This is a genomic window from Phaeovibrio sulfidiphilus (genome assembly GCF_014861485.1).
GTDB classification, from domain to species: Bacteria; Pseudomonadota; Alphaproteobacteria; order Rhodospirillales; family Rhodospirillaceae; genus Phaeovibrio; species Phaeovibrio sulfidiphilus.
Window position 1 is genome coordinate 262764 of record NZ_JACZHT010000003.1, and the last position, 26056, is coordinate 288819.

Below are 26056 nucleotides of genomic sequence, written 5' to 3' on the forward strand. Positions count from 1 at the left end.
AAAGCACAGGTCTGAAAGTTTATGCAAGAAGCGGGCCACATGCATGGGCACCCGGGCGCAGGGCGGTTTCTCCCGAAAAGCGCCCCCCGGGGCCGGGCTCCGTCCGCAGAACACCGGGATCGGAGCGGAAGAAAACGCGTGGGGACGGCAACTCCTGCCGGGTTCCCCTCGGGTGCTTCCGGGCGCCTGAAACGCCCCGCACCCCGGACCCGCACCCCCGCCGACCCCGGTTCACCGCTTGCTTTCGGACCGGGAATCAAAGATTGTATGGGCTCTCCCGCAGAATCAGCACGGCCTTGCCGGAAGGACAGCCGCGTCCCCCTGCACACTGTTTGGGCACTTTATCCGATGTCGAATAAAAAAGAGAACAACAGCCTGGAGCGCGAGGCGCTCCTGTTTCACTCCAAGGGCCGTCCCGGCAAGGTCGAAATCCACGCAACCAAGCCCCTTGCCACCCAGCGGGACCTGTCCCTGGCCTACTCTCCGGGAGTTGCCTTTCCGTGCCTCGAGATCCAGCGGAACCCGGACGCGGCCTATGACTACACCGCCAAGGGCAATATCGTTGCGGTCATCTCCAACGGAACCGCCGTCCTGGGTCTCGGAGACCTGGGCGCCCTCGCCGGAAAGCCGGTCATGGAGGGCAAGGCCGTCCTGTTCAAGACCTTCGCCGACGTGGACGCCATCGACCTCGAGGTCGACACCACCGACGTGGACGCCTTCGTGAACTGCGTGCGCTACCTGGGCCCCTCGTTCGGGGGAATCAACCTCGAGGACATCAAGGCCCCCGAGTGCTTCGTGATCGAAAGCCGCCTGCGCGAGATCATGGACATTCCCGTCTTCCACGACGACCAGCACGGCACCGCCATTATCGCCACCGCCGGCATGCTCAACGCCCTTGAGCTCACGGGCCGGGACATCCGCGACGTCCGCCTTGTGGTCAACGGCGCCGGAGCGGCGGCCATCGCCTGCGTGGAGCTGGTGAAGGCCGCGGGCGTGCCCCCGGAAAACGTCATCATGTGTGACACCAAGGGTGTGATCCACACGGGGCGCAAGGACCTGAACCAGTGGAAGAGCGCCCACGCGGTCGACACGCCGCTGCGCACCCTGGCCCAGGCCCTGGAGGGTGCGGACGCCTTCTACGGCCTGTCGGCAAAAGGCGCGGTCACGCCGGACATGATCGCCACCATGGCCAGGAACCCGATTGTCTTCGCCATGGCCAACCCGGATCCCGAGATCACCCCGGAGGAGGTCCGCGCCGTGCGCGATGACGCCATCATGGCCACGGGGCGCTCGGACTATCCGAACCAGATCAACAACGTGCTGGGCTTCCCCTACATCTTCCGCGGCGCGCTCGATGTGCGGGCCCGCACCATCAACGACGAGATGAAGATTGCCGCCGCCCGGGCCATTGCCTCCCTCGCGAAGGAGGACGTGCCCGACGAGGTCGCCGCCGCCTACGCCGGACGCACCCTGCGCTTCGGGCCCGAGTACATCATTCCCGTGCCCTTCGATCCGCGCCTGATCGCCGCCATTCCCCCGGCGGTGGCCAAGGCCGCCATGGACTCGGGCGTGGCGCGCAAGCCCATCTTCGATCTCCAGACCTACAAGCGCGAGCTGTCGGCCCGGCTGGACCCGTCCGCCGTGTCCATGCAGGCCTTCGCGGCCAAGGTCGCCGCCAACCCGCGGCGGGTTGTCTTCGCCGAGGGCGAGGAGGAGAAGGTCATCCGCGCCGCGCTCGCCTTCCGCAACGCGGGCTACGGCACCCCCATCCTGGTGGGCCGCGAGGAGCTGATCCGCGAGAAGATGCGGGAGCTGGGCATCCGGGGCAAGGTCGATGGAATCGAAATCCAGAACGCGTTTCTGTCCCCGCACACCCGCCACTACGCGGAGTTCCTCTACCGGCGGCTCCAGCGCCGGGGCTTCCTGCAACGCGACGTGACCCGCCTGGTGAACCGGGACCGGGTTGTGTTCGCCGCCTGCATGGTGGCCCTCGAGGACGCGGACGCCCTGGTGGCCGGAACGACCCGGCACTTCCATGCCTGCCTGGAGGACATCCAGAGCGTGATCGAGCCCACGCCCAACGAGCTGGTCTTCTCGGTCACCCTGATGATCTCGCGGCGGCGGACGGTGTTCCTTGCGGACACCAACGTCCTGGAGGCCCCCACGTCCGAGCAGCTGGCGGATATTGCCATCCAGACGGCCGCCCTCGCCCGCCGCATGGGGCACGAGCCCCGGGTTGCCATGCTGTCGTACTCCACGTTCGGGGCGCCCCGCGGCCTGACGCCGGACCGGTCCCGCCAGGCCGTCCAGATCCTGGAGCGGCGCAACCCCAACTTCGAGTTCGACGGCGAGATTGCCGCCCATGTGGCTCTGGATGCGGACCTGCTGGCCCACTATCCGTTCTGCCGCCTGTCGGCTCCGGCCAACGTGCTGATCATGCCCGGACTGCAGTCCGCCAGCATCAGCGCCAGCCTCATGAGCAAGATGGGGGGCGCCACCATGATCGGACCGCTTCTGATCGGCCTTTCAAAGCCGTGCCAGATCGTGCCCATGGGCGCCACCGTCTCGGACATCCTGCACATGGCCACCGTCGCGGCCAGCGAGGTGTCCTGATCACACACGCCGGACCGGCCGGACCGGGGCCCCGCCACGCGGGCATCCCGGCTCCGGCCCCGGCCCCGGCGCTGCCCCCGCCCGGTAGCGGGCACCCCGACCGCACACGACAGCGCCGCACACGACAGCGCGGGATGGGGACCACGACTGAGCGGGCTTGATCGCGACTTTTCGTGACGGCGGGCTTGTTTGAGCGGGCCCGCACCCGCCCCGGGCGCATTGGCCCGCAGCCTCCCCGACCGGGCAGGCATCAGGCTCGCCCGTCCGGATCCGGACACAGCGCCCACCGACAAAGCACCCACCGACCGGGCACTGGCCCGACCATCAGCTATGCGGGCAGCGCCCCGCTAGTAGCGGCTGGTCCAGTTCCACAGAAGATCGCGCTCCATGGCCCGGGCCCGCCCCAGCCAGCCCCGCGCCTTCGAGACCTGGGCCCCGTCCTCGTGGGCGTTGGTGCTGTCGAACGCCTCGCGCGCGGCTGCGTCGGTCACGAAAATCCCGAACAGAAGCCGCCGCCCCGAGTGGGTTTCCACAAGGCCCGCAAGGCCCCGGCCGTAATAGATGGTCCCGGTCTTGGCCCGGACCGTCACCACCCGAGCCGCGCCACCGGACTTCCCGTTCTCCAGGGTCCAGGACAGTTTGGGCAGCAGCGCCGCGTAGTCCACGCCGGGCAGCCCGTCCTCGGACAGGGCGTAGTTCAGGATCCCGACAATCTGGCGCGGGCTCACCCGGCTGGCGGTGCTGAGCCCCGAGGAGTTGGCCAGATGGAAGCCGGTCCAGTCCTGGTCGGGAATGGCGGAGGTCAGAAGGCTCTGCACCACGAAGGCGCTGGATCCGATGTCCGCCGGCGCCCCCGTAAGCGCCGCTGCCGCTGCAAGGCCCAGCATCTCCGCCGTCAGGTTGTTGGAACTTTCCAGAACCCCGCGCGCGACCTGCTCGAGGGTGCCCCCGGACACCGCTGCCAGAACCCGCGCCGTCTCGGGCACCGGAGAAAACCGGGGCGACGGCAGGGCCAGGCCCCGGCGTTTGGCAATGTCGCGGCACACCATGGCCGCATAGGCGCCGGGAACCTTGACGGGAAGCCAGATCGAGCCGGTCCCCTTCCAGCGGGACGGCAGAACCCAGGATTCCGGGGCCACCTCCATACCGGTCTCGCGACGCGACGGAAGCAGAAGGACGCTCTCGAACCGGGGGGAGTAGCGGTTTTGCGGGTCCACCGGCTCGCTCTCATGGGCGATGCGCACCGCATGGGCCGCCGGGTAGTCCCGCCGGAGCGCGCTGCGGATGGCCGGGCCGTCCGCCGGGTTCCAGAAGAGCTCGACCCGGTTGAAGTTCATGGCGAGCGCGCCAACACCCACGTTGTAGCCCAGGTACCCGGGCTGGGTGGGCTCGATCTCGGGGGCCGGGGTCAGGGCCGTGTCGTCATAAAGAAAGCGCCCCTCGACAGCGGAAATGCCGGCGGCCGCCAGCCGGTCCACCAGCAGGGCCATGCGCTCCTCGTCCATGGTGGAGTCCCCGCCCCCCACCAGATACAGGTCACCGTGCAGCACGCCCCCGGACACGGTCCCCTCGGACCGGAAGGTGGTCTCGAATCGGTACGCCGGCCCCAGAACCTGAAGCGCCGCCACCGTCGCCGGAACCTTGGCCACCGAGGCCGGGATGAAGGCGCCGGTGTCCTGCCACGCCTCGAGCCACTCCCCGGTGGCCGGATCATAAAGGACGAAGCCGAAGTCCGAGGGCGAGAACCGGTAGCGGGCCCCGAGCGCCTGGGGATCCAGGGCGGGCGCCGCCGGCTTGGCCCGAAGCGGTCTGGGATCGGTGGCGCGGGCACGGGCCGCCGGACGCCCCGCGCCCATGTCCTCGGGCGGAGGGGTCGCGGTCCGGGCCCCCTGCCCCCCGTGGGCGGCGGCGGGCGCAGGTCCCGCCCAGGGACTGTCCGGGCCCCCGCAGACCAGAAGACCCAGACACAGAACGGCCACCAGCGACCGGAAAACCGAATGTCCTGCCCGCGTGCCCCTCATACCCTCATGCCCCTGTCTCCCTGACCCTGGCCCTGACCTTGCACCGGCGCCCCCTTCCTGGTGTCGCTGTTGTCGCCCCGCTCCGGTCGTGCGCACACGCCGGCACGAAAGCCGGGAAGTGTATCAGACACCGCGCAAAAGCGGTACGCCCGCGCCCCGCCCGGGGCCGAAAAAACGCAGGCGCCACCCGTACTTTCCAGCGAAAACCGGCGACAACAATTAATGTCTGGACCCCTGCAAAGGGATCGGAATAAACTCACGCCGCTGAGGACCACGCATGAGGGAGAACCATGCATCATGGCCAATTTCGGAACCTGGCTTTTCACAAAGCTGAAAGGTGAGTTCGTCGGTGAGGATGCAAACGGCAACCGTTACTATCAGGCGCGCAGCAAGAAAACGCGGCCGCTCTACCACCGTCGCCGCTGGGTGATCTACAAGGGCGAGGAAAATCCTCTGACCATCGCGCCCGAGTGGTACCCCTGGCTCCAGTATCTGGTGGACGAGCCCCTGGCCCCGCTGAACCGCCCCTGGCTGAAGACGGCGCCCGCCGCCAACGAAACCGGGACCGCAAGCGCATGGTTCCCCGACGGGGATCCCCGTGCCCTGGGCCAGCGCCCGGCCGCAACCGGCGACTACACGCCCTGGACGCCCTAGGACCGCAATGACCCCGGCCAAGGATTCCCAGAAAACCCTGATCGGCGCGCTGGTCCTTGCCCTTGTTGTGGGCATGGTCGGAGCCATGGTGGGAACGCGCATCTCGTCGAAGGGCCCCAGCGGCGTCTACGAGGTGTCGGCGGTTTTCAACAAGGCCGACGGCATCGGACTGCGCTCCGAGGTCCGGCTGGCGGGAGTCCGGGTCGGCGAGGTCGTCGGCTACAGGCTGGACGACCACTACCGGGCCGTGGTCACCATGCAACTCGACCTGAAGCACGAACTGCCCGACGATACGGCGGCGGCCATTCTGACCACCGGACTGTTCGGCGGAAAGTACATCGAACTGTCCACAGGTGGCGGCATGTACGGGACCATCCCCTCGGGGGAGAGCCTGGACATGACCCAGGACTCCCTGCTCCTTGAGGATCTTCTGGAACAGATCGTCGCGCTGGCGAAAACACGGCGCGGCCTGGATCCGACCCTCCCGGCCATGGACCAGATCGGAAAGCACGCTCCGGCGGCGGCGCTCCCCGCGAAGGCCCCTGCGGCAGCGGCACCCGCTCTGGTGCCCGGCACGGCTCCGGGGGTCCACCCGGCCACGGGTGCGACACCAGCGGCCCCCACGGCGGAGCCCGTGGGCACGGCGGCCCCGACAGCGCCCCCCTCTGCCCCCGCATCCGGGGGCCCGGCAGGCAGCGCGTCCACCACCGTGTCACCCCCGCCCACGAACCCGTCCGCGAGCCCCTCCCCTGACCCGATCCGCACACCCGACGCGGCCCCCTCCAGCGTCCCGCCCGCGGGACCGGAGGCACAGGACAGGGCCGCACCGAACAGCTCCCCCGCCAGGACCCCGGGCTCCGCCCCGGACCAGACCCCAGGAAACTGACCGCTCATGAAACGCAACCCTGTCGAAACGCTTATGGGCGCGGTGGTTCTCGTCACGGCTGCCCTTTTTCTCGGCTTTGCCTACACCTCGGCGGACTTCCGCCCCACCGGGAAGGCCTACCCGCTGACCGCCGTCTTCCAGAAGGTCGGCGGCCTTGAGGTGGGCGCCGACGTGCGCCTCAACGGCGTGAAGATCGGCACGGTCTCGGGCCTGGCCCTCGACGAGTCCAGCTACGAGGTCCAGACCACCCTGTCCATCGCGCCGGATGTCCACATTCCCGACGACACCCAGGCCTCCATCGTCAATGACGGGTTCCTGGGGGGCCAGTATGTGCGCCTTGAGCCGGGACACTCCAGCACGACCCTGGAAAGCGGGGCCACGCTGCACAACACCCGGAACTTCACCTCCATTGAGGACATGGTGGGCGAGATCATCTTCCTCGCCACCCAGCCCTGAGGGCCCGGACCGTGAAACTGATTGCGTTTTGTTCCGGACTTCTCGCAGGGTGCGTTCTTCTGGGCGGCCCGGCCGCGGCCGACACCGTGGCCACAAAGATTGCCCGCCTGGGATGGCTGGACAAGACCACCGCCCGCGTGGGCGAGCTGGATGTGCCGGTCGGGGAAACCACGGACCTGGGCGTCCTGACCATCTCGGTGAAATCCTGCCTGCGCCGCACCGCTCCGGACGAACCGGAAAACGCCTCCTACATGCAGATTGTGGAGCGTGGCCCCGGGGCGCCGAACCTGATCTTCCAGGGCTGGATGCTGGCCTCGAGCCCCTCCCTCTCGGCCATGGACCACGGCGTGTTTGACGTGTGGGTGCTGGAGTGCACCGACAAGCCCGGCAAGCCGGCGCCGTCCGCGGCCGCTCCGGCCGGAGGCTCCGCCCCGGCAGACGCGCCCGAGGGCGCGGACTCGGTCCCCCTCGACTGATCCCGGCAGGCACCGGCGCGCCCCGCGCGCCGGACCGCACCGGTCTTTCCTGACACCTGTTATCTCACCCCGGGCTTGAACACCCCCTGCCCGATTGGGGCTGCAGCCGCCTCCCCGTCATCTGTACCTCACCCCGGGCCGGAACACCCCTGCCCGCGCGGGGCTACAGCCACCCCACATCACCTGCACCTCACCCCGGGGCGGAACACCCCTGCCCGCGCGGGAGCATGCCCCTCCCCGCGCCTTGGGGCGGCTATGGACGCAAACCCCTCCCCTCTCGTGGCCGCTTCCAGTGCCACCAGGAACCGTGCTCCCCTGCCGCTGGCAGTGCCCCCGTTCGCACTCGCGTGCCCGCCCCGCCAAAGCCCACGCACGGACCGCGCAGCCCCTCCACAGACCGCGCAGCCCCTCCCCGTCCACGCCAGTCCCCACACCTGCCCTGAACACCCCCCTGAACACCCCCCTGAACACCCCCCTGAACACCCCCCGGCGCCAGCCCACAAAAAAAGCCGGCCCGGGGACACCGGGCCGGCCGCTTCATACGCGTCTGCCTGAGGGCAATCAGTTCATGGCCTGAACGATTTCCTCGGTCATCTTCTTCGCGTCACCAAAGAGCATCATGGTGTTGTCACGGAAGAACAGCTCGTTGTCCACGCCCGCGTAACCGGAAGCCATGGAGCGTTTGACGAACAGAACCGTCTTGGCCTTCTCCACGTCCAGGATGGGCATGCCATAGATCGGGCTGGAGGGATCGGTCTTCGCCGCCGGGTTGGTGACGTCGTTCGCGCCGATCACATAGGCCACGTCCGCCTGGGCGAACTCGTTGTTGATCTCCTCGAGCTCGAACACCTCGTCGTAGGGCACGTTGGCCTCGGCGAGAAGCACGTTCATGTGCCCGGGCATGCGCCCCGCCACCGGGTGGATGGCGTAGGACACGTCCACACCCTCGGCCTTCAGCACGTCGGCCATCTCGCGAAGGGCGTGCTGGGCCTGGGCCACGGCCATGCCGTAACCGGGGACGATGATGACCTTGGAGGCGTTCTTCATGATGAAGGCCGCGTCCTCGGCCGAGCCGGACTTGACCGAGCGGTCGCCGCCCGCGCCACCGGCAGGACCGGCGGTCTCGCCGCCGAAGCCACCCAGGATCACGTTGAAGATCGAGCGGTTCATGCCCTTGCACATGATGTAGGACAGGATCGCACCCGACGAGCCCACCAGCGCACCCGCGACCACCAGCAGCGGGTTGCCCAGGGTGAAGCCGATACCGGCCGCCGCCCAGCCCGAGTACGAGTTGAGCATGGAGATGACCACCGGCATGTCCGCGCCACCAATGGGCAGGATCAGCAGGAAGCCAAGGGCAAACGCCACCACCATCAGGATGTAGAACAGGGTGTGGCTCTCGCTGGCGGCAAACAGGATGATCAGCGCCAGCATGGCAATGCCCAGCCAGGCGTTCAGGCGGTGCTGCCCGGCGAACACCAGGGGCTTGCCCGAAATCAGGCCCTGCAGCTTTCCGAAGGCGATAACCGACCCGGAGAAGGTGATGGCACCGATGGCCAGACCGAGGGACATCTCGATCAGCGAGGACATCTTGATGCTTCCGACGGACCCGATGCCCTGGGCCTCGGGGTTCAGAAGCGCCGTGGTGGCGACCAGGACCGCCGCCATACCGACCAGCGAGTGGAACGCGGCCACAAGCTGGGGCAGCGCGGTCATGACGACCTTCCGGGCGATCATTGCACCGATGTAGCCACCGGCGGCAACGGCGATAAAGATCCAGATGAAGGACTCAACGACCGGCGAGGCCAGGGTCGTGACGATCGCAATCGCCATACCCAGCATGCCGAACATATTGCCCCGGCGCGCGGTTTCCGGGTGCGACAGCCCCCGGAGCGCAAGGATGAAGAGGGTGGCGGCGACAATGTAGGCCGCCATGGTGAAACCGGTGATCATGAGCGGCCCCTCACTTTGTCTTTTTCTTGAACATGGACAGCATGCGCTGGGTCACGATGAACCCGCCGAAGATATTGATGCTGGCGAGAAACACGCCCAGCAGGCCCAGGACCATCGCCCAGCCGCCCGCCGAGAACGACGCCGACCCGGCCGCAAGAAGCGCGCCGACGATGATCACGGACGAAATGGCGTTGGTGACGCCCATCAGCGGCGAGTGCAGCGCGGGAGTGACCGACCACACGACGTAGAAGCCCACAAAGCAGGCCAGCACGAAAACGGTCATGAGCCACCAGAAGTCGCTGCCCCCGGACTGCGCGACGGTCGCGGCAGCCATAAGGGTTTCCGTGGCGGTAATGGTATCAGCCATGGGTTCAGGCTCCCTTCTTTTCCGGGGCAGAGGCAGGCGCGGCCGCGGTCTTCAGGACCACCTTGCCGCCCTTCGTGACACAGGTCTGCGCCACAGTCTCGTCTTCAAAGTTCAGCTTCAGAGCCTTCGTTTCCTTGTCCACGTGGGGGGCAACGAAGTTGAAGAGGTTCTTGGCGAACAGCGGGCTTGCGTCCGCCGCGACCCGGGCGGCCATGTTGGTGTAGCCCACGATCTTCACGCCCTTGTGCTCGACGATCTGGTCGGGCTTGGACAGCGGGCAGTTGCCGCCCGCCTCGACCGCCAGGTCAACGATGACGGAACCGGGCTTCATCTGCTCGACCATCTCCTGGGTGATCAGGACCGGAGCGGGACGCCCCGGGATCAGGGCCGTGGTGATGGCGATGTCGGTGCGCACAAGCTCCTTCAGAACGGCCGCGGCCTGCTTCTTGCGGAACTCCTCGCCCATTTCCTTGGCGTAGCCGCCGGAGGTCTCGGCGTTCTTCATCGCCTCGTCATCGACGGTGATGAACTTGCCGCCCAGGCTCTCGACCTGCTCCTTGGTGGCGGGACGGACGTCCGTCGCCATGACCACACCGCCCAGGCGCTTGGCCGTTGCGATGGCCTGGAGACCGGCCACCCCCGCGCCGAACACCAGAATGCGCGCCGGAGGCACCGTTCCGGCGGCGGTCATCATCATGGGGAACGCACGGTTGAACACCGCCGCTCCGTCGATGACGGCCCGGTATCCCGCAAGGTTGGACTGGGAGGACAGCACGTCCATGGACTGGGCGCGCGAGATGCGGGGCATCAGCTCCATGGCGAAGGCGTCAACCTTGCGCTTTGCCAGGGCCTCCAGCAGCTCCGGGTTGGTCATGGCACCAAGGCTGGCCATCAGAAGGGTGCCTTCCTTCAGAAGAGCGACCTCGTCCGTTCCTTCCTTGGCGGTCATGGGCGCGCGGACTTTCCAGACGATATCCGCCTGGGCAAGCGCGTCCTTCGCGGTGGGAGCGATGGTGGCCCCCGCCTCGACGAATTCCTTGTCGGTGATCGAGGAGGCAAGACCGGCGTCCTTCTCAACGATCACGTCGAAGCCCAGCCCCTTGAGTTTCTTGACCACCTCGGGCGAGGCGGCGACGCGATACTCAAGGGCGCGTCTTTCTTTAGGAATGGCGATCTTCATACGTCACCCTTCTTTGTTTCCTTGGGGGGTTGAGACCATATCCGCCCCGGGCACTCGGGGTATGCGAATACGTCTGAAAGCGGGTTCGGACCGGCGACACAGGTCTCGTGCCGTGCGTCCGGGTTCTCGGGCAGCACAGCACGGCCCCCACCGGACCGGTTCGAGGTTTGGAACGGCAAATTGCCTTTTTGTGGACTGTTACGCAAGGCATCAAACGCCGATTGTCAGGATTTTGACAGAAAACCCGGAAAAAAGACAGAAGCGTCTGCCCCCCGGAACCCATGGCAGCGGACAGGGGAGCTCTGCCGGAGGGAAACGGGGAACGGGCATCCGGCCGCGCCCCCGGCACTCCCCCAAAGCGGGAGGCAGAGTCGGCCCTCGCGCACGGCCCGGACCGGGTGCCCCGCGCGCCTTCCTCCCGGCACATCCGGCGGGAGCGGGTGGCACGGGCCACGAAGCGGGTGTCACGCACCACTGCGCACGCGGGACGCCTCCGGAGCTTTCCAGCAGGTCGCCGGTGGCACCCGTCGGGTGGCAGCCGGCAGGGCACCCAGGGGGCACCCGCACACCCGGCCTCTTTCCAGGCCGACGGGCCCGGCGTGCGCTCAGGGCGCCTCGAAGGGCAGCATGCGGTTCACGCTCACGCCCCGGGCCGGATCCACGTCGCAGCCCACGCACACCACCTCGACACCGGCGGCCGAGGCCTCCCGGAAGGCGGTCACGTAGGCCGGGTCAATCTGGCCGTCCAGGCAAACCCGGTCGCCGTCGGTTCTCTGGACGAAATACAAGATCACCGAGCGGCAGCCCTGGGCGACCATAGCCGCCAGATCCTCGAGATGCTTGGCTCCCCGGGCCGTCACCGCATCGGGAAACGCCACGGCGCCCGAGGGCGCGTCCCCCTCCTTCATGGTGACGTTCTTGATCTCCACGTAGCACGGCGGCCGGTCGTCATCCTCCAGAAGGATGTCGATGCGCGAGCGCCCCGCGTAGGGAACCTCGGAGCGGATCCGGGAATAGCCCCGAAGCTCGGGGATGACCCCGGCCTGGATGGCCTCGCGGACCACCTTGTTCGGGGTGCCCGTGTTCACGCCCACGAAGGCCGAGCCGATCTGGATGATCTCCCAGGTCCACTTCAGCTTGCGTTTCGGGTCATCGGCGGCGGACAGCCAGACCGGGGCATCCGGCACAAGAAGTGTTTTCATGGAGCCGGAGTTGGCGCAGTGGGCGGTCACGACGGTCTCGCCGTCGTCAAGGATCACATCGGCCATGAAACGCTTGTAGCGGCGCACCAGGCGGCCGCGGGTCAGGGGAACGGGAAAATCCATCAAACACCTTTCCTGCCCCTCCGCCCCGGCGCGTTCAGCGGCCCGGACCCGGAAGGGCGACATGCAACAGATCCGGACCGCTCCCGCTCCCACACATTGAGCGAGGGAGCGGTCCGGCACGGATCAGCGCGGCGGGGCCTCCCCGGCGGCGGCGGCACCGGTGCCCAGCGCCCGCAGGGATTCGTAGACCATCAGAACCGCGAGAATGACCAGGGTCAGCGAGACCCCGAACAGGGCCCAGTTGGGCGTGTCGCTCACCAGCTCCTGGCGGATCAGGAAGCCAAGGGCCGTCACGGTGGTGACCAGCATGAAGCCCATGGGCACCATCAGGAAGGTGTTGTCCACCTTCAGGGCCTTTTTCGCCCAGACCCCCACGCCCAGAAGGGCAAGGGCCGCCACAAGCTGGTTGGCCGCACCGAACACGGGCCAGATGATCTCCCAGACCGGGGTGTCACCGCTCTTCGACATGAGAAGCAGCATGGCCGCGCCCACGGCGATCAGGGTGGCGGAGTACTTCGAGATCCGGTGACCGGAGAACTCCTGGATCTGGTAGCGGGTCAGGCGGGTGGCCGTGTCGAGCGTGGTCAGGATGAACACGTTGATGGCCAGAGCCCCCATGGCCGCCCCCAGAACCGGGCTCATGCCCATCAGGCCGGCGAAGCGCCCGAAGCCCTCGGAGAACGTCGCAATGGGCCCCCTGGACAGGACATCGCCCGCGATCATCACGGTTCCGATGGCGATGACCGCCACCATGCCCTCGAGCAGCATGGAGCCGTAGCCGATCACAAGGGCGTCCGACTCCCGGCGCAACTGCTTGGAGCTGGTGCCCGAGCCCACCATGGAGTGAAAGCCCGAGATCGCCCCGCAGGCCACCACCACGAACAGCATAGGCCAGAGATAGCGTTTGGAGCCGTCGGGCGCCTCGCTCACCGGATCCATGAACGCCGGCAGCGTGGTCTCGACCCCCATGAACGACCCCGCCAGCATGCCCACCGTTCCGATACCGACCGCAAAGTACAGGAAGAACGAGGACAGGTAGTCCCGCGGCTGCAGAAGCAGCCACACCGGCAGAAGGGACGCCGCCAGGATGTAGCCGATCAGGATCAGCTTCCAGGTGTCCAGGCTGAAGGTGAAGGGCTCGGTGATGGCGGGGTAGGCGTAGCCCAGGTAGCAGGAGCCAAACACCACCGGCACCAGAACCACCGTGGAGACCACAAACGAAAGCCCCAGCCTGTAGACCGCAAGCCCGAACACCAGCGCCGCCACCATGAACACGGTTGCGGAGAAGGCCACCAGGGAGCTCTTGGCCATGGTGTCCGCGGCCAGTTGCAGGAACACGGCCACGATCAGGATCAGGGTCAGGATCGAGAAGGTCTGGAACAGGATCTGCCCCCGCTCCCCGATCCACTTGCGCACCACGGTGCCGATGGAGTGCCCCTGGTGGCGGATCGAGGCCACAAGCGAGCCCGTGTCATGGGGGCCGCCCATGAAGGCCGAGCCCACGAGACACCACAGGTACGCCGGTGCCCAGCCGAACCACGCGGCCGCGGTGATGGGGCCGATGATGGGGCCCGCTCCGGCAATGGACGAGAAGTGGTGTCCCAGAAGAATGGCGGGATGCGTCGGAACGTAGTCGACGCCGTCGTACTGGGTCTCGGACGGCGTCTTGCGCCGGTCGTCAATCCCGAGGGTACGGGCCAGGAAACGCCCGTAATAACGGTAGCTCGCCAGAAAGAAAACGACGGCTCCGATGAACAGAACAGCCAGCACGGAAGACCCTCCTGCCAGGCCCGGTTGGGCGTGCCCCGCGGGGCAGCGGTCCGGGACCGTTTATCCGATTGTTCGAGAACGCGCCTTTGGGGCGCGCAAGGCCCTGCACGGGGTGGAACGACCGGAGGCCCGCCGCCGCCCGCCTACGCGGGAGCGTCCAGCCCCAAAGCCAGGTCCACCAGTCCGCTCAGGTCACGGACCCGCCGGTGCGCCGGAGCGCCTCCGGGGGAAACCGCATAAAACTCCACATATCCGCGGAAACCAAGCAGAAAAGAGCGGATCCGCCGCCCGGTCCACGGCTCGGGGAGGAGAAAAAGAAAACGCTGGGTGATCACGTCCGGAACCGGCCGCACCGACCGCCACAGGGCCTCGCGCTCGGCCCCGGTGCCGCAGGACCACACGATCACGTCCCGCGCGCCGTACTCGGCCACCGGTCCAAGGACTCCCGACTTCACAAACCGCTGGTGGCGGGCCACGCCCCGGAACGGCCCCTCGGCCCAGGGGGAAAACCCCCAGTGCTCCCAGAAGCCGGTGTGCCGGGAAAGCCGGTCCCCGATGCGCTCGATCTCATCCTCACTCATGCACCAAAAAGGAGGGGATCGACGAATAAATGTCAAGCACTGCGTGTAGGTTGCCCCGACATTTCCGGCCCATCCTGAGGTTGCCCCGCGGCGGGCGGGCCGGACTGGCCCTCCCCGGCCGGAGGGGGGAACGCCCGCGCCAGCCGGCGGATGGACAGCATGTACACCACCAGAACCGGCAGCAGGGCCCCGACCCAGGACAGGGGGTTGGACAGGCAGGCCCCCGCAAACCCCAGGGGGGCGATCAGCGCGGGCCCGGCTACGGCGCGCATGACCAGTTCCATCAGGCCGGCCAGCGTGGGGGCCGCGGTCTGCCCGAGCCCCTGGAGCGTGCCCCGGTAGACGAACAGGAGCGCCACGAACACATAGGTCGAGCCGTTGATGGTCAGGTAGATCCGGGCAAGCCTCAGAACCTCTGTCTGGTCGGGGCCGACGAAGAGCATGACCATGTAGTGGCCGGCAAACACCAGCACGGCGCCCGTCACCAGGCCGATGGACACGGAGAGCCGCGCCGTCTCCCGCACGCCCCGGCGGATCCGGGCGATGTTGCGCGCGCCCCAGTTCTGGGCCGTGAAGGTGGAGACCGCGAGCCCCAGGGACTGGAAAATCATGATGGAGAAGACGTCCAGCCGCAAGGACGCGGTATAGGCCGCAATCGAGACCGGCCCAAGCGCGTTCAGCGCAGTCTGGAGAACAATGGCCCCGACCGCGATGATGGACATCTGAAACCCCATGGGCAGCCCCAGCCGGAAGGACCGCCAGAAGTCCGGGAGCCGGAGGCTCCGGGCGGTGGGCCGGTCCGGATGGACCGCAGGCAGCCGGAAAACGATGTAAAGGGCACACAGGAACCCGGCGAACATCTGGGAGGTGATGGTGGCCAGGGCCGCGCCCTCCACCCCCAGGCCCAGCCCGGGAATGAACACGAGCACCAGCCCGATGTTCAGGACACTGCCCAGGATCTGGAACATCAGGGGCGGCCGGGCGTCGCCAAAGGCCAGAATGGTGTTGGCCAGAAGGTTGTAGAACACCACCGCCCCGACGCCCAGGAACAGCGTCCCCGCAAAGGCCCGGGCGTGGTCCAGGATCTCGGCCGGGGTGTTCATGGCGTGCAGGATCGGATCCAGAAGGCCGTACATGGCGGCGGTGATAACCACGCTCACGCTGGCGGCCAGCACAAGACTGACCAGGAAACTGCGCCGGACGCCCTGGGGATCCCGGGCACCAAAACGCTGGGCCGTCACGATGGAAAAGCCCACGGTCATGGCCTGGACAAAACCGATGATCAGAAACATCAGCGATCCGGTCGCGCCCACACCGGCCAGCGCGTCCACCCCGATCAGACGCCCCACAAGCAAGGTGTCCGTCATCAGGTTCAGCTGCTGGAAGAGGTTCCCCGCAAACAGCGGAAGGGCAAACCGCACAATCAGGCGGATCGGGCGTCCCACAGTCAGATCTTGCATGGAGAGCGGACACCTCACGGACCAGAAAAAACCACGGCACCGACAGGAGCGGACGGGGGCGGACACGGGCGAGCGGGGCAGACAGACCGCAGGCCATAGACCCGGTCTTGCATGCAGGGCCAGGCACCAAAGCGCGTGCAGGGCAGGCATCCGCCACCCCCACGCCCGGCATCCAACGCAGGGCATCCAACGCCCGACATGCCCCGCAAGCCGGCCCCGCAGTGGCGGCCATCCCGGTCCCGCAGTGGCGGCCCCGCCCGGGTAGCCAGCCGAAAGACCACATCCCGCACACCGGGCCCCGCACAAGGGGCCGCAAACCCGCCGCAATCAGGAGTTTTTTACAAACATCCTTTCGCAGACCCCGGAGCATACGTTAAAGTCACTCCAGGACAAACAGCATTCTTCAGGAAGGGCATGCTCATGCGCACATGGCTCGTTCGGCTGGGAATTGGCACCGGTGCCCTCCTGGCCCTGGTCCTGGTTCTGGCCCTGGTGATCCCCCTCTTTGTGGACTGGAACCGCTACAAGAGCCAGATCGCGGACGCCTTCCACGACAGCAGCGGCCTGGACCTGGTCATGGGCGGAGACCTGTCGGTCTCCATTGTGCCAAGCCTGTCGGTCACGCTTCGGGACATCTCGGTTTCCAACCCGCCCGGATCGGACGAGCCTCTTCTGGCGTCGGCGGACGCCCTGTCCGTGCGCCTGTCCTGGCTGCCCCTTCTTCGCGGCGCCGTCGACATCTCCCGCATTGACCTGGTCCGGCCCACGATCCTGGTGGAGAAACGGGCAGACGGCCGGATGGGCTGGGAAGCCACGAAAAACGCGAGCGCCCCCGCGGCGGGGACAGAACCGCCCGCGGACACGGCCAGCGCCGGAGCGGAAAAACCGCAAAGCGCCTCCAGCGTCCCGGATCTGGGCATTGCCTCCCTGCGCCTGAAAGACGGCACCGTCCGCTACGTGGACCGCACAGACGGTACATCCCACACGCTCTCGGACGTGAACGTGGAGGCCTCGATCTGGCTGGTCTCCGCCCCCAGCTCGGTGAGGGGCACGTTCACCTGGAACGGCCTGCCGTTGAGCGTGGATGCCTCGGTCGAGCGGCTCCTGGGCGACAACAACGGCGCCTTCAAGGCGCGCCTCGGGCTCGGGTCCGAAAAGGATCTCGTGGTCCTGGACGGCACCATGACCGGAACCCGCCCCAAAACGCCGGTCTCCGGCTCCGTGACCATCTCGGCGCGCCATGCGGGGCAGACCCTGCGCGAGGTGTTCCAGGCCCTCAAGGTTCCGGCCCCCGCCCTCCCGGAGGCAACAGACGGCCCGTTCAGGGCCTCGGCCACCGTGCAGGCGGACCCCGGGAGCCTTGCCCTGAATGACCTGCAACTGACCCTGGGAGAGACCCGTTTCGACGGCACGGCCAACCTGCGCACCGGCAAGACCCCGGCCCTGACCCTGTCCCTCGAGGCCGCCCATGTGGACCTGGACTCCCTTCTTGCCTTCCCGGCCACGGCGCCCGCGAAGGGCGCTCCCGCGCGGCCCGGCACCCCGGACGCGGCCAGCTCCGCCCCGGGACCGGAGGGACCGGAGGCACCGGCCCAGAAGGCCAGCCCCCTTGCCCTGCCCACCGGGTTTGAGGCCACGGTGAGCCTTGCCGCCGCCGAGGCCCTCTACCGGGCCCAGCCGATCCGGAACGTCCAAATCAATGCCCGGCTCACATCCGCTGGAACCCTGGACATCAGCACCCTGTCTGCGGACCTGCCGGGCTCCACCGGCGTGCGGGCGAAGGGCAACGTCACCAACACGAAGGACGGCGCGACGCTGGCCCTGGGGATCGGGGCCGCCTCGGGCGACCCGCGCGCGCTTCTGGGCTGGCTGGGGGTGGACCTGTCGTCGATCCCGGCGGACCGCCTGCGCACACTCAGCCTCCAGACCGTGGTCAGCGGCACACCCGCCGACATCCGGATCCGCGACACCCGGCTGGCCCTGGACGAGATCACGGTAACCGGCGCCGCTGACTTCCGGCCCGGTCCCCGTCCGGCCCTGGGGCTGCGCCTCGCCGCCGACACGGTGAACATGGATGCCTGGCTCCCCGGGATGGCCAAGGGCACGGGCGCCACAAGCACCACTAGCGCCACAGGCACCCCAAAGGACAGCGCGTCCCGCACGGCCGGGTCCGCACCGGCCGCACCGCTTCTGGCCGGTCTGGGGATGCTGAACGGCCTGGACGCCAACGTGGACGTGTCCGTGGGCACCCTGAAGGCCCTCGAGAGCACCTTCTCCGGCGTTGCCCTGAAGGGCACCCTGTCCGACGGCGTCCTGACCCTGGCCAAGCCCTCGGGCTACAGCCGGGGCATCGGCGGCACGTCCCTGAGCCTTTCGGGCGGCCTTCGCGGCTTCGGCGGCGAGCCGGTCTTCGAGGACACCGCCCTGACGGTCACCGCCCCCGGAGCGGACGCCCTGTTCGCCATCGCCCGGCGCTTTGACAGCAGCCTCCAGACCCCGGAGGGCCTGCCCGAGGGCCCCGTGTCCGTGGGAGCCACCCTGAAAGGCACCCTGGCCCGCCTGGGAATCGGCGCGCAGGTGTCCATCGGCGGGGTCCGCCTGGGGGCCTCGGGCGTCCTCGACACGGGGGACAAGTCCCAGACGGCCACCCATGATCTCGACATCCGCCTGGAGGCCCAGGATCTGACCCGCCTCGCCCGCCTGGCCGGCAGCACCTACACGCCCGCCGGACCGACGGGGGCCCTGAAGGCCACCTCGAAGGTCCGGGTCCACATGACGGCCAAGGGCGCCCCGGCCCGGATCGAGCTGCCGGACCTGAACGTGACGCTCGGGCCGAACGCGCTGGGTGCGGCCCTTGTGGTCAACCTGGCTGCCGAACGTCCGGACATCACCGGATCCCTGGCCATCGACTCCCTGAACCTGGACGCCCTGCTGCCCGCGGGCGGCAAATCCGGCGCCTCCTCCGCGTCGTCGGGAGGCAAGCACGGGGCGAACCCGGGCCCCGGCTCCAAGGGGGGCAAGGGCGCGGAGCACTGGTCCAGCGCCCCCCTGGGGCTGGAGGCGGCCCTGGGCGCACTGGATGCGGACATCGGGGTGAAAGCCCGCTCCGTGACCGTGGCGGACATGACCCTGAACGACCTTGATACCCGGGTCGTCCTTCGGAATGCGGCCCTCTCCATTCCCTCCCTGCGCGGCGGCTTCCACGGCGGCACCATCGACGGCGCCCTGTCGGTGCTGACACGCCCCGGGACAAGCGCCACCCTGAACGCCTCCGTGGCCAACGTGGTGGTCTCCCAGTTCCTGGAGAGCACGGCCGAGGGCGGCGGCATCATGGCCGCCCGCCTGGACCTGAAGGCCGCCGGCGAGTCCACCCGGGCTCTTGTGGAGTCCCTGAACGGTGCGGGCACGCTGGACCTTGGCAAGCTGGACCTGACCCTGCGCAAGGGGGGCAAGGGCGGCGTGCTGCGCTCGGTGCTGGAGGTCATCAGCGCCCTGAACGGGCTGGGTGGCGGCGCGGGCGCCGGGGCCAATCCGGTGACGGTGTCCAGTGTGTTCTCCATCGCCAACGGCGTGGTGTCCCTGGAGCCTCCGGTCTCCCTGACCTCGCCCCTGTACTCGGGGGCGATGGGGGGCTCCATCGACCTGCCCCGCTGGGCCATCAGCACCTCGGGTGACTTCACGCTGAGCCCCACCTTTCTGGGAGCCCTGGCGCGCAAGCTGCCGGTCAAGATCCCCGAAAGCGTGACGGTGGGGGTGAGCGGCTCCCTCGACAGCCCGAACATCTCCCTGGGCTCCCTGGGCCTGGGAGGCGGCTCGCTGGAGGACGGGCTGAAGGCCGGGATCAGCGACAAGGTGGGCGAGCGTCTCGAGCGAAAGGTGGACAAGGTTCTGCCCGGCGCCGGAGGCCTCGTGAACGAGCTTCTGGGCGGCAAGGAACGCCGGCAGCCCGACAACGCACCGGCCACCCCCGGGAACGGGGACACGGGCGACGCCGGGGACGGAACCGGAGACACGGGGGCCTCCACTGCGCCGCGGGACGGACAGGGGGCGGAGGACCGCCCCTCGGGACGGCCGGCCCTCGAGGACGCGGCCCGCGGGCTTCTGCGCGGCCTGGGGCGCTAGGCGCGGCCCGGAGCGCCCGACCTCGCCCGACGCCCGGGAGCCCATCCGCCCGGGTGCCCGGACCGGGCCGACGGCACCTGCGGCGCCTGCCGGAGACCCTCCCGCGATACGGTCGGCGGGAGGGCGATCCGGACACCACAACACGGGGCCATGACCGCCCCACACCGGCCCCGCCATTCCGGATCGGCGGACCGGCCTCCGGACCCGCGCGGCCCCTCCCTTGCCGGAGAGGCTCCGCACACAACCGCCCCTGCCCCCGCTCCAGCAGCAGCGGGGCAGACACGACGCCCCGCGCGGCCTGCGCGAGACACCACAGCGGCAGGACCACCTCCGGCCCCGCGCCGCCCTTCTTGCCCCCCTGCCCCGGGCCCATACCGTCCGGGCTGCTCAGGATCTCGGGAGTTCCCTGATGACTTCGGACCACCCCACCACAGCAGAGACTACGGACATGTTCCCGGCGCCCCTGTTTCTGGAAGACCCCGCAACCGGCACCCTGTGCTGCGCCTTTGTGAACCACCCGGGCTCCCGGGCCGTCTTTCTGGGCCCGGTGGCGGACACGTCATTTCTCCAGAGCACCGACGGGCGCTTCGGGGCCTTCACCGCCCGGGCCAGCGGACCGGACGCGGTCACGAGGCCGTTCCTGGGCGTTGTGGATTTCCAGAGCCTGACCCTGCGCCTTTCCTGGGACCGGTTCCCCGCGCTGGAGCTGGTCCGGCTCTCGGACACGGTCCTTCGGGTTCACCATGCCCAGTCGGGGGAGCGCACGGTGCCCCTGGACGTGCGCTCCATGCCCTGGTCGCGCAAACGCCCGGTCTCGTGGATGGAGTGGCCCTGGGTGGGCACGACCGTCACGGCGGATTCGCCCCAGGCCGCGGTGCTCCGCGAGCTTCTGGAGCACCCCTGGCCCTGGGAATGGAACCCCGACTACCACGAAGCCCCCTGAGACGCCCCCGCCAAAGCCCCGCACGACAGGAACTTCCCCCGCCGGTCCTTGACGGCCTAGTCACGGCTTCATTCCAGCCGTATCATGGGGCCTTTCCGGTTTGTTGTTCCTTCGTGAGGATGATCCCGTGAGCGACGCTCTCTTTTGCGAAAAAACACTCGCTGACCTTCCCGGCCTGATGGCATCCATCGGAAAGCGGGCCCGCCAGGCCGCCCGCGTGCTGGCCACCACGGGACGGGCCCCAAAGGACCGGGCCCTGCAGGAGGCCGCCAGCGCCCTTCGTCGCGACATGGCGTTTCTGTTGCAGGAGAACGCCCGGGATATGGAGGCCGGGCGGGAGAAGGGCCTGTCCGCCGCCATGCTGGACCGCCTGGAGCTGACCCCCGCGCGCATCGAGGCCATGGCGAAAGGCCTTGAGGAGATCGCCGCCCTGCCCGATCCCGTGGGCCGCGTCATGGCCGCATGGGACCGCCCCAACGGCCTGAAGCTGGAGCGGGTTAGCACCCCCCTGGGCGTGGTGGGCGTGATCTACGAGAGCCGCCCCAACGTGACCGCCGACGCCGGCGCCCTGTGCCTGAAAGCGGGCAACGCCGTGATCCTGCGCGGCGGCTCCGAGAGCTTCTACAGCTCCCGGGCCATCTGCGCCCGGCTGATGGAGGGCCTCCAGACCGCCGGACTGCCCGCGGACGCCATCCAGATGGTCCCCACAACGGACCGGGAGGCGGTGGGCATCATGCTGTCCATGTCCGAGGACATCGACGTGATCGTGCCGCGCGGCGGGCGCAGCCTCATCGAGCGCATCACCGCAGACAGCCGCATTCCCCTCTTCAAGCACCTTGAGGGGGTCTGCCACACCTATGTGCACGCCGATGCGGACCCGGACAAGGCGCGCTCCGTCATCCTGAACGCCAAGATGCGCCGCACCGGGGTCTGCGGGGCGACCGAGACCATCCTGATCGACCGCAGCGTTGCCGAGCGCCTTCTGCCCTCCATCATCCACGACCTGCGGGCCGCCGGGTGCGAGGTGCGCGGCGACGAGCTGGTGGAGGTGATCGACCCCGATGTGGTCCCGGCCACAGAGGAGGACTGGAGCACCGAGTACCTGGACGCCATCGTGGCCGTCCGGGTGGTGGAGGGCCTGGATGAGGCCATCGGGCACATCGCCCGGCACTCCAGCAGCCACACCGAGGCCATCATCACCGAGTCCGCCGAGGCGGCCGAGCGCTTCCTGAACGAGGTGGACAGCGCCATCGTCATGCACAACGCCTCGACCCAGTTCGCGGACGGCGGCGAGTTCGGCATGGGGGCCGAGATCGGCATCTCCACCGGGCGGCTGCACGCCCGCGGCCCCGTCGGGGTCGAGCAGCTGACCATCTTCAAATACAAGGTCCGGGGCAACGGTCAGGTCCGCCCGTGACCCGTATCCGGCGCCCTGTGGCCCGTGCTGTCCCCTCCGCCTGGGGGGACAGCCGCAGGGCCCGCATCGGGATCCTGGGGGGCTCCTTCAATCCCGCCCACGAAGGGCATCTCCACATCAGCCAGGTCGCCATCGAGCGCCTGAACCTGGATTTCGTCTGGTGGCTGGTCAGCCCGGGCAACCCGCTCAAGTCACGCGCCGGGATGGCTCCCCAGGCCGTGCGCTACCGCGCGGCGTGCAAGGTGGTGCGCGGCTGTCCCCAGATGGTGCCCCTGTGCCTGGAAACCGACTGGGGAACCGTCCGGACCGCCGACACCCTGAAGGTGCTGCGCACCCGCTTCCCGAATGCCCGGTTCGTCTGGATCATGGGCGCGGACAACCTCGTCCAGCTGCCCCGCTGGGAACGCTGGGAGCAGATCGTCGGCACCATGCCCATCGCGGTGGTGGACCGCTCGCCCTACTCACACCGGGCGCTGTCGGGGCGCATGGCCGTGCGCTACCGGGCCGAGCGCGTGCCCATGCGCAAGGCCGGAACCCTGGCCGGAATGGCCCCGCCCGCCTGGGTGTTCCTGTCGGTCCGGACCCACTCGGCGTCGGCGACCGCGCTCAGGGCCACCCTGGGCCAGGGCTGGGTCCAGGAACTGGGCCACGATGCCCAGACGTCGCTTCCCGCTTGCGCGGCAGACCGAATGGACGCATCCTAGGGCCAGACATCACCCCCTTTCCGGAGGAACAGACCATTTCCCACGTGCACAAGCGCGCGGTCCCCGCGCCCGAAGAGCTGACTGCCCTCGTCCTCGAGACCCTGGACGACAACAAGGCTGAAGAGATTGTGATCCTGCCCCTCGAGGGAAAAACGGATATCGCCCGCCAGATGATCGTGGCCAGCGGCCGCTCGGCGCGCCATGTGGGCGCCCTTGCCGACCACCTGGAAAGCCGCCTGCGGGATGTGGGCGTGCGCCCGACCATCGAGGGCTTCCCCTCCTGCGACTGGGTGCTTCTGGATACGGGGGACATCATTGTCCACCTGTTCCGCCCCGAGGTGCGGACCTACTACAATCTGGAAAAGATGTGGGGACCGGCCATCGCCCACCTTGCCGCCCATCGGGACGGTGAGACCGGAACCGGCGCCGGGGACGCCCCCGAGGCCTCCGCCCGGGCGGACTTCGATCCGGTCCGCGAGCCCGGAAACACGGCAGACGTCGGATGACCGCCTGGACAATCCTTGCTGTGGGAAAGGCCCGGCCCGGCCCGGAGCAGGCGCTGTTCGATCACTACCAGATGCGGCTGAGGGGTCGCCTCCACCTTGTTGAGGTCGAGGAAAAGCGCCCCCTGCCCGTCGAGACCCGGAAGCTCCGCGAGGCGGAGCTTCTTCTTGACCGGCTGCCGCGCAACGCCCGGCTTGTGGTCCTGGACGAACGGGGTCAGGACATCGACACCCTGTCCCTGGCCCGGTGCCTGAAGCGCTGGTCCGAGGAAGCCCTTCCGGTGGTGGCGTTCGCCATCGGCGGTGCGGACGGACACGGCGAGGCCGTCCTCCAGCGCGCCGACATGACCATCTCCATGGGGCGCATGACCTGGCCCCACATGCTGGTCCGCGCCCTGGTGGCCGAGCAGCTCTACCGGGTGGCCTGCATCCACTCGGGCCACCCCTATCACCGGGAATAGACCGGGCCGAACCCGAACCGGGCGCGCGGTGCGCCTCCGTGCAGGGCCCTGAAACCGGCGGCACGGGAACCGGGGGCCGCGAGGAACGGGAGCCCGGGAAACGGGGCGGGCCGGGTCCACACCCACCCCCTGCCCGAACCGGGACGGCTCGGGTCTTCGGGGCTGCGAACGCCCCTGTCGGGATCCGGGGCGGGGCCGGCTTTGGGGCCGCGACACGTGCGCATCCCGAAGCGCGGCAGGCCGGGGACACGACCGCCCGACAGACGAAGACCTGCCCCCTCCCCGACCGCGGACCCGCCGCCTCAGGCTGTTGAGAACTTCAGGCCCAGGATCCCGGCGACGATCAGGCCGATGCAGCCCAGGCGCATCAGGGTGGCGGGCTCACCGAACAGGATGATCCCCAGGATTACCGTGCCCACGGCGCCAATCCCCGTCCAGACCGCGTAGGCCGTGCCCACGGGCAGGCTCTTCATGGCCAGGCTCAGCAAAACGAAGCTCCCCACAAGCAGGACCAGAGTCACGACAGAAGGGCCCGTCCGGGTGAAGCCCTCGGTGTAGCGAAGCCCCACCGCCCAGCCGATTTCCAGAATGCCTGCCACAAGAAGAAGTCCCCACGCCATTGCCGCTCCTTTCGCGCTGTGCCCGCGAGCCAAAAAGTCCCGCGGTTCCCGCGAGTCAAAAAAAAAGCCGGAGCGCAAAAGCTCCGGCATGAGGACAGGCACATCCCCCTAGGATGCAGTCCCTGTCATGCAGTTGTATGACGGCCCCATTGGAGCACCGCCGGCCCCCGGTTTCAAGGGCAAAATCCGAACGCCCGTCCCAGCGTCCTGTAAAGCGCTACCCCGCAAGGGAAGCCCCTGCGCGCGGGCCGGAACCGGAGGCTCCCACGCAGACGAAATCTTGTCTTACCGCGGGGATGTCCCCTGCGCGGGGGCCGGAACCGGTGGCTCCCGCGCAGAGGGGATCATTCTTGTGAGGAGCGCCGATCTCCGGCCGGTGCGCGCTCATCCGTGTCCGGAGAGGGCACCGGCAGACCGGCGAACCGGCAGACACGCACGCCGCTGTCAGGCTTTGCTCTTGCCTGCCACCTTCCTGCGACCGTACACACCGGCGCCGGCAAGGGCCGTCCCCAGCAGGATCAGGGCACCCGGCAGGGGAACATCACCCGGGTTGGGGCTGTCCACCGAGAACTTGGCATTGTAACCGTGAAGCATCTCCCGATCAAAGTCGCCCGAGGCATTCATGAAGCCGTAGTTACCCCGAAGAACCAGACTGTATTCCCCCGCGGCAAGTTTGGACCAGGTGTGGCTCCAGTCCACCATCCCAACGTTTTTGGAGAAGATAGTGTTCCCGTTCTTGTCCTCCAGGACAACGTTCATGAAATTGTCCCAGCTATTCACGCCCGGAGACAGCCGCGTCAGGTCCAGTTTCAGCGACGCTGTCTCGTGAAGGGAAAACTTGTAGACGTTTCTAAACGAACGCTTGCGGTCCTGGTCCCACAGCCCCTGCTCCGCCTTCGGAGCCTTAACCCGGCCTTTGGGCCCTTCCGTAAAGGCCTGAAGCACCGTGGTGCCCTCGGTCTTTCCGGTCGCCGTGCTCGCATACTTGGCGAAAAGGGTTCCGCCGGTCTTGGGGTCATAAACCCCGTCCGACGTTTTGGTCGTCTTGCTGATCACTCCCAGATCAACATTGAGGCTGGAGATCGCAGCCTGCGCGGCCTGCGCCTGCAAGAACGCCGCCGCAAGAAACACCGAAACGCCGACAAATGCAGCGCGAACGGCGTTTATTCTCAGAGCATGTGTCATAAGATCCTCACTCGAAACGCACCCCCGACACGTCCGGCATCAAAGGGCTCTGCAGGGCAAGCCCGACCACCGGAAACAGGGGACGAAATCCCTGCAACCATCACTTACACAACGAGAAATTAACACACATTCAGTGCACGTAAAAGTGAACTCGCGAACGCAGCTTCCCCTTTTTTCACAGGGCCTTGCCTCCCGGCGGAGCCCCGCGGCGCGAGGCCGGCATCACCCGCCCCCGCGGGGGCAGCCCGCCCTCCCATACGGCGCGCCCAAACCCCACAGGCAGGGCCGGAAAAGCGCCCTGTCCGGTCGGCCCGCAGACGGGCAAACCCGGCCCCCGGGGCATGCGGCGCCGGCCGCGC

Annotated in this window: 20 protein-coding genes and 1 pseudogene; 11 read left to right on the forward strand and 10 right to left on the reverse strand. The window is 68.3% G+C overall.

All coding sequences use genetic code 11. The features are described 5' to 3' along the window. Nucleotides 1-348 precede the first annotated feature (348 nt). Nucleotides 349-2613 (forward strand): NADP-dependent malic enzyme, encoded by a 2265-nt coding sequence (locus IHV25_RS10315; RefSeq protein ID WP_197974965.1) that lies wholly within the window; start codon nt 349-351, stop codon nt 2611-2613. A 347-nt stretch (nt 2614-2960) separates the two neighbouring features. On the opposite strand, the gene dacB is transcribed toward IHV25_RS10315, so the two are convergent. After that, nucleotides 2961-4592, reverse strand: coding sequence for a D-alanyl-D-alanine carboxypeptidase/D-alanyl-D-alanine endopeptidase (dacB, locus tag IHV25_RS05900; protein ID WP_192534179.1), 1632 nt, complete (start codon nt 4590-4592; stop codon nt 2961-2963). A 339-nt stretch (nt 4593-4931) separates the two neighbouring features. Here dacB and IHV25_RS05905 point away from each other — a divergent pair, with 339 nt between their 5' ends. The 4 genes from IHV25_RS05905 to IHV25_RS05920 are packed head-to-tail and all read left to right on the forward strand — an operon-like array spanning nt 4932 to nt 7106. Next, nucleotides 4932-5288, forward strand: a complete 357-nt coding sequence (locus IHV25_RS05905; protein WP_192534180.1) for an NADH-ubiquinone oxidoreductase subunit NDUFA12 family protein — start codon at nt 4932-4934, stop codon at nt 5286-5288. A 7-nt stretch (nt 5289-5295) separates the two neighbouring features. Next, nucleotides 5296-6174, forward strand: a complete 879-nt coding sequence (locus IHV25_RS05910) for an MlaD family protein (RefSeq protein WP_192534181.1) — start codon at nt 5296-5298, stop codon at nt 6172-6174. A 6-nt stretch (nt 6175-6180) separates the two neighbouring features. Then, nucleotides 6181-6630: an outer membrane lipid asymmetry maintenance protein MlaD gene (gene mlaD / locus IHV25_RS05915; protein WP_192534182.1), complete on the forward strand. Its 450-nt coding sequence runs from the start codon at nt 6181-6183 to the stop codon at nt 6628-6630. Between the two features lie 11 nt (nt 6631-6641). Next, nucleotides 6642-7106 (forward strand): DUF2155 domain-containing protein, encoded by a 465-nt coding sequence (locus IHV25_RS05920; RefSeq protein WP_192534183.1) that lies wholly within the window; start codon nt 6642-6644, stop codon nt 7104-7106. A gap of 561 nt (nt 7107-7667) precedes the next feature. Here IHV25_RS05920 and IHV25_RS05925 read toward each other — a convergent pair. The 7 genes and pseudogenes from IHV25_RS05925 to IHV25_RS05955 form a co-directional block, all read right to left on the reverse strand. Beyond that, nucleotides 7668-9059, reverse strand: a complete 1392-nt coding sequence (locus tag IHV25_RS05925; protein WP_192534184.1) for an NAD(P)(+) transhydrogenase (Re/Si-specific) subunit beta — start codon at nt 9057-9059, stop codon at nt 7668-7670. Nucleotides 9060-9069: 10 nt separating this feature from the next. After that, a pseudogene (locus tag IHV25_RS05930) lies at nt 9070-9384 on the reverse strand (proton-translocating transhydrogenase family protein); the annotation flags it as partial. A 46-nt stretch (nt 9385-9430) separates the two neighbouring features. Continuing rightward, nucleotides 9431-10606: a Re/Si-specific NAD(P)(+) transhydrogenase subunit alpha gene (locus tag IHV25_RS05935; protein ID WP_192534186.1), complete on the reverse strand. Its 1176-nt coding sequence runs from the start codon at nt 10604-10606 to the stop codon at nt 9431-9433. A gap of 605 nt (nt 10607-11211) precedes the next feature. Further along, nucleotides 11212-11931, reverse strand: a complete 720-nt coding sequence (gene sfsA / locus IHV25_RS05940) for a DNA/RNA nuclease SfsA (protein ID WP_192534187.1) — start codon at nt 11929-11931, stop codon at nt 11212-11214. A 123-nt stretch (nt 11932-12054) separates the two neighbouring features. Further along, entirely contained in the window at nt 12055-13701 is a 1647-nt protein-coding gene (locus IHV25_RS05945; RefSeq protein ID WP_192534188.1) for a carbon starvation CstA family protein, read from the reverse strand. A gap of 143 nt (nt 13702-13844) precedes the next feature. Further along, nucleotides 13845-14282, reverse strand: a complete 438-nt coding sequence (locus tag IHV25_RS05950) for a hypothetical protein (RefSeq protein ID WP_192534189.1) — start codon at nt 14280-14282, stop codon at nt 13845-13847. Nucleotides 14283-14314: 32 nt separating this feature from the next. Then, nucleotides 14315-15742: an MATE family efflux transporter gene (locus tag IHV25_RS05955; RefSeq protein WP_192534190.1), complete on the reverse strand. Its 1428-nt coding sequence runs from the start codon at nt 15740-15742 to the stop codon at nt 14315-14317. A gap of 420 nt (nt 15743-16162) precedes the next feature. Between IHV25_RS05955 and IHV25_RS05960 the strand changes: the two genes are divergently transcribed. From IHV25_RS05960 to IHV25_RS05985, 6 genes are all read left to right on the forward strand, one after another. Continuing rightward, a complete protein-coding gene (locus IHV25_RS05960; protein ID WP_192534191.1) occupies nt 16163-19864 on the forward strand; it encodes an AsmA family protein in 3702 nt (1233 codons plus the stop codon). Nucleotides 19865-20273: 409 nt separating this feature from the next. Continuing rightward, on the forward strand, nt 20274-20807 hold the full coding sequence (locus IHV25_RS05965) for a hypothetical protein (RefSeq protein ID WP_192534192.1): 534 nt from the start codon (nt 20274-20276) through the stop codon (nt 20805-20807). 127 nt (nt 20808-20934) lie between these two features. After that, a complete protein-coding gene (locus IHV25_RS05970; protein WP_420825416.1) occupies nt 20935-22224 on the forward strand; it encodes a glutamate-5-semialdehyde dehydrogenase in 1290 nt (429 codons plus the stop codon). Further along, entirely contained in the window at nt 22221-22928 is a 708-nt protein-coding gene (locus IHV25_RS05975; protein WP_338048592.1) for a nicotinate-nucleotide adenylyltransferase, read from the forward strand. Before IHV25_RS05970 ends, IHV25_RS05975 begins: the two co-directional genes overlap by 4 nt. A 44-nt stretch (nt 22929-22972) precedes the next feature. After that, nucleotides 22973-23434 (forward strand): ribosome silencing factor, encoded by a 462-nt coding sequence (rsfS, locus tag IHV25_RS05980; protein WP_338048593.1) that lies wholly within the window; start codon nt 22973-22975, stop codon nt 23432-23434. After that, a complete protein-coding gene (locus IHV25_RS05985; protein WP_192534193.1) occupies nt 23431-23892 on the forward strand; it encodes a 23S rRNA (pseudouridine(1915)-N(3))-methyltransferase RlmH in 462 nt (153 codons plus the stop codon). Before rsfS ends, IHV25_RS05985 begins: the two co-directional genes overlap by 4 nt. A gap of 302 nt (nt 23893-24194) precedes the next feature. Here the strand turns inward: IHV25_RS05985 and sugE are convergent, their stop codons facing one another. Both sugE and IHV25_RS05995 read right to left on the reverse strand, forming a co-directional pair. Further along, a complete protein-coding gene (gene sugE / locus IHV25_RS05990; protein WP_192534194.1) occupies nt 24195-24512 on the reverse strand; it encodes a quaternary ammonium compound efflux SMR transporter SugE in 318 nt (105 codons plus the stop codon). A gap of 444 nt (nt 24513-24956) precedes the next feature. Continuing rightward, nucleotides 24957-25697, reverse strand: coding sequence for a VPLPA-CTERM sorting domain-containing protein (locus tag IHV25_RS05995; protein WP_192534195.1), 741 nt, complete (start codon nt 25695-25697; stop codon nt 24957-24959). Nucleotides 25698-26056 lie beyond the last annotated feature (359 nt).

What these genes read in the sequence shown, in the direction of transcription:
- IHV25_RS05925 (WP_192534184.1), bottom strand. Translation starts at nt 9,059, where the DNA reads ATGATCACCGGTTTCACCATGGCGGCCTACATTGTCGCCGCCACCCTC.
- IHV25_RS05965 (WP_192534192.1), top strand. Translation starts at nt 20,274, where the DNA reads ATGACTTCGGACCACCCCACCACAGCAGAGACTACGGACATGTTCCCG.
- IHV25_RS05910 (WP_192534181.1), top strand. Translation starts at nt 5,296, where the DNA reads ATGACCCCGGCCAAGGATTCCCAGAAAACCCTGATCGGCGCGCTGGTC.
- IHV25_RS05955 (WP_192534190.1), bottom strand. Translation starts at nt 15,742, where the DNA reads ATGCAAGATCTGACTGTGGGACGCCCGATCCGCCTGATTGTGCGGTTT.
- IHV25_RS10315 (WP_197974965.1), top strand. Translation starts at nt 349, where the DNA reads ATGTCGAATAAAAAAGAGAACAACAGCCTGGAGCGCGAGGCGCTCCTG.
- sfsA (WP_192534187.1), bottom strand. Translation starts at nt 11,931, where the DNA reads ATGGATTTTCCCGTTCCCCTGACCCGCGGCCGCCTGGTGCGCCGCTAC.
- IHV25_RS05905 (WP_192534180.1), top strand. Translation starts at nt 4,932, where the DNA reads ATGGCCAATTTCGGAACCTGGCTTTTCACAAAGCTGAAAGGTGAGTTC.
- IHV25_RS05995 (WP_192534195.1), bottom strand. Translation starts at nt 25,697, where the DNA reads ATGACACATGCTCTGAGAATAAACGCCGTTCGCGCTGCATTTGTCGGC.
- mlaD (WP_192534182.1), top strand. Translation starts at nt 6,181, where the DNA reads ATGAAACGCAACCCTGTCGAAACGCTTATGGGCGCGGTGGTTCTCGTC.
- IHV25_RS05935 (WP_192534186.1), bottom strand. Translation starts at nt 10,606, where the DNA reads ATGAAGATCGCCATTCCTAAAGAAAGACGCGCCCTTGAGTATCGCGTC.
- IHV25_RS05960 (WP_192534191.1), top strand. Translation starts at nt 16,163, where the DNA reads ATGCGCACATGGCTCGTTCGGCTGGGAATTGGCACCGGTGCCCTCCTG.
- IHV25_RS05985 (WP_192534193.1), top strand. Translation starts at nt 23,431, where the DNA reads ATGACCGCCTGGACAATCCTTGCTGTGGGAAAGGCCCGGCCCGGCCCG.
- sugE (WP_192534194.1), bottom strand. Translation starts at nt 24,512, where the DNA reads ATGGCGTGGGGACTTCTTCTTGTGGCAGGCATTCTGGAAATCGGCTGG.
- IHV25_RS05950 (WP_192534189.1), bottom strand. Translation starts at nt 14,282, where the DNA reads ATGAGTGAGGATGAGATCGAGCGCATCGGGGACCGGCTTTCCCGGCAC.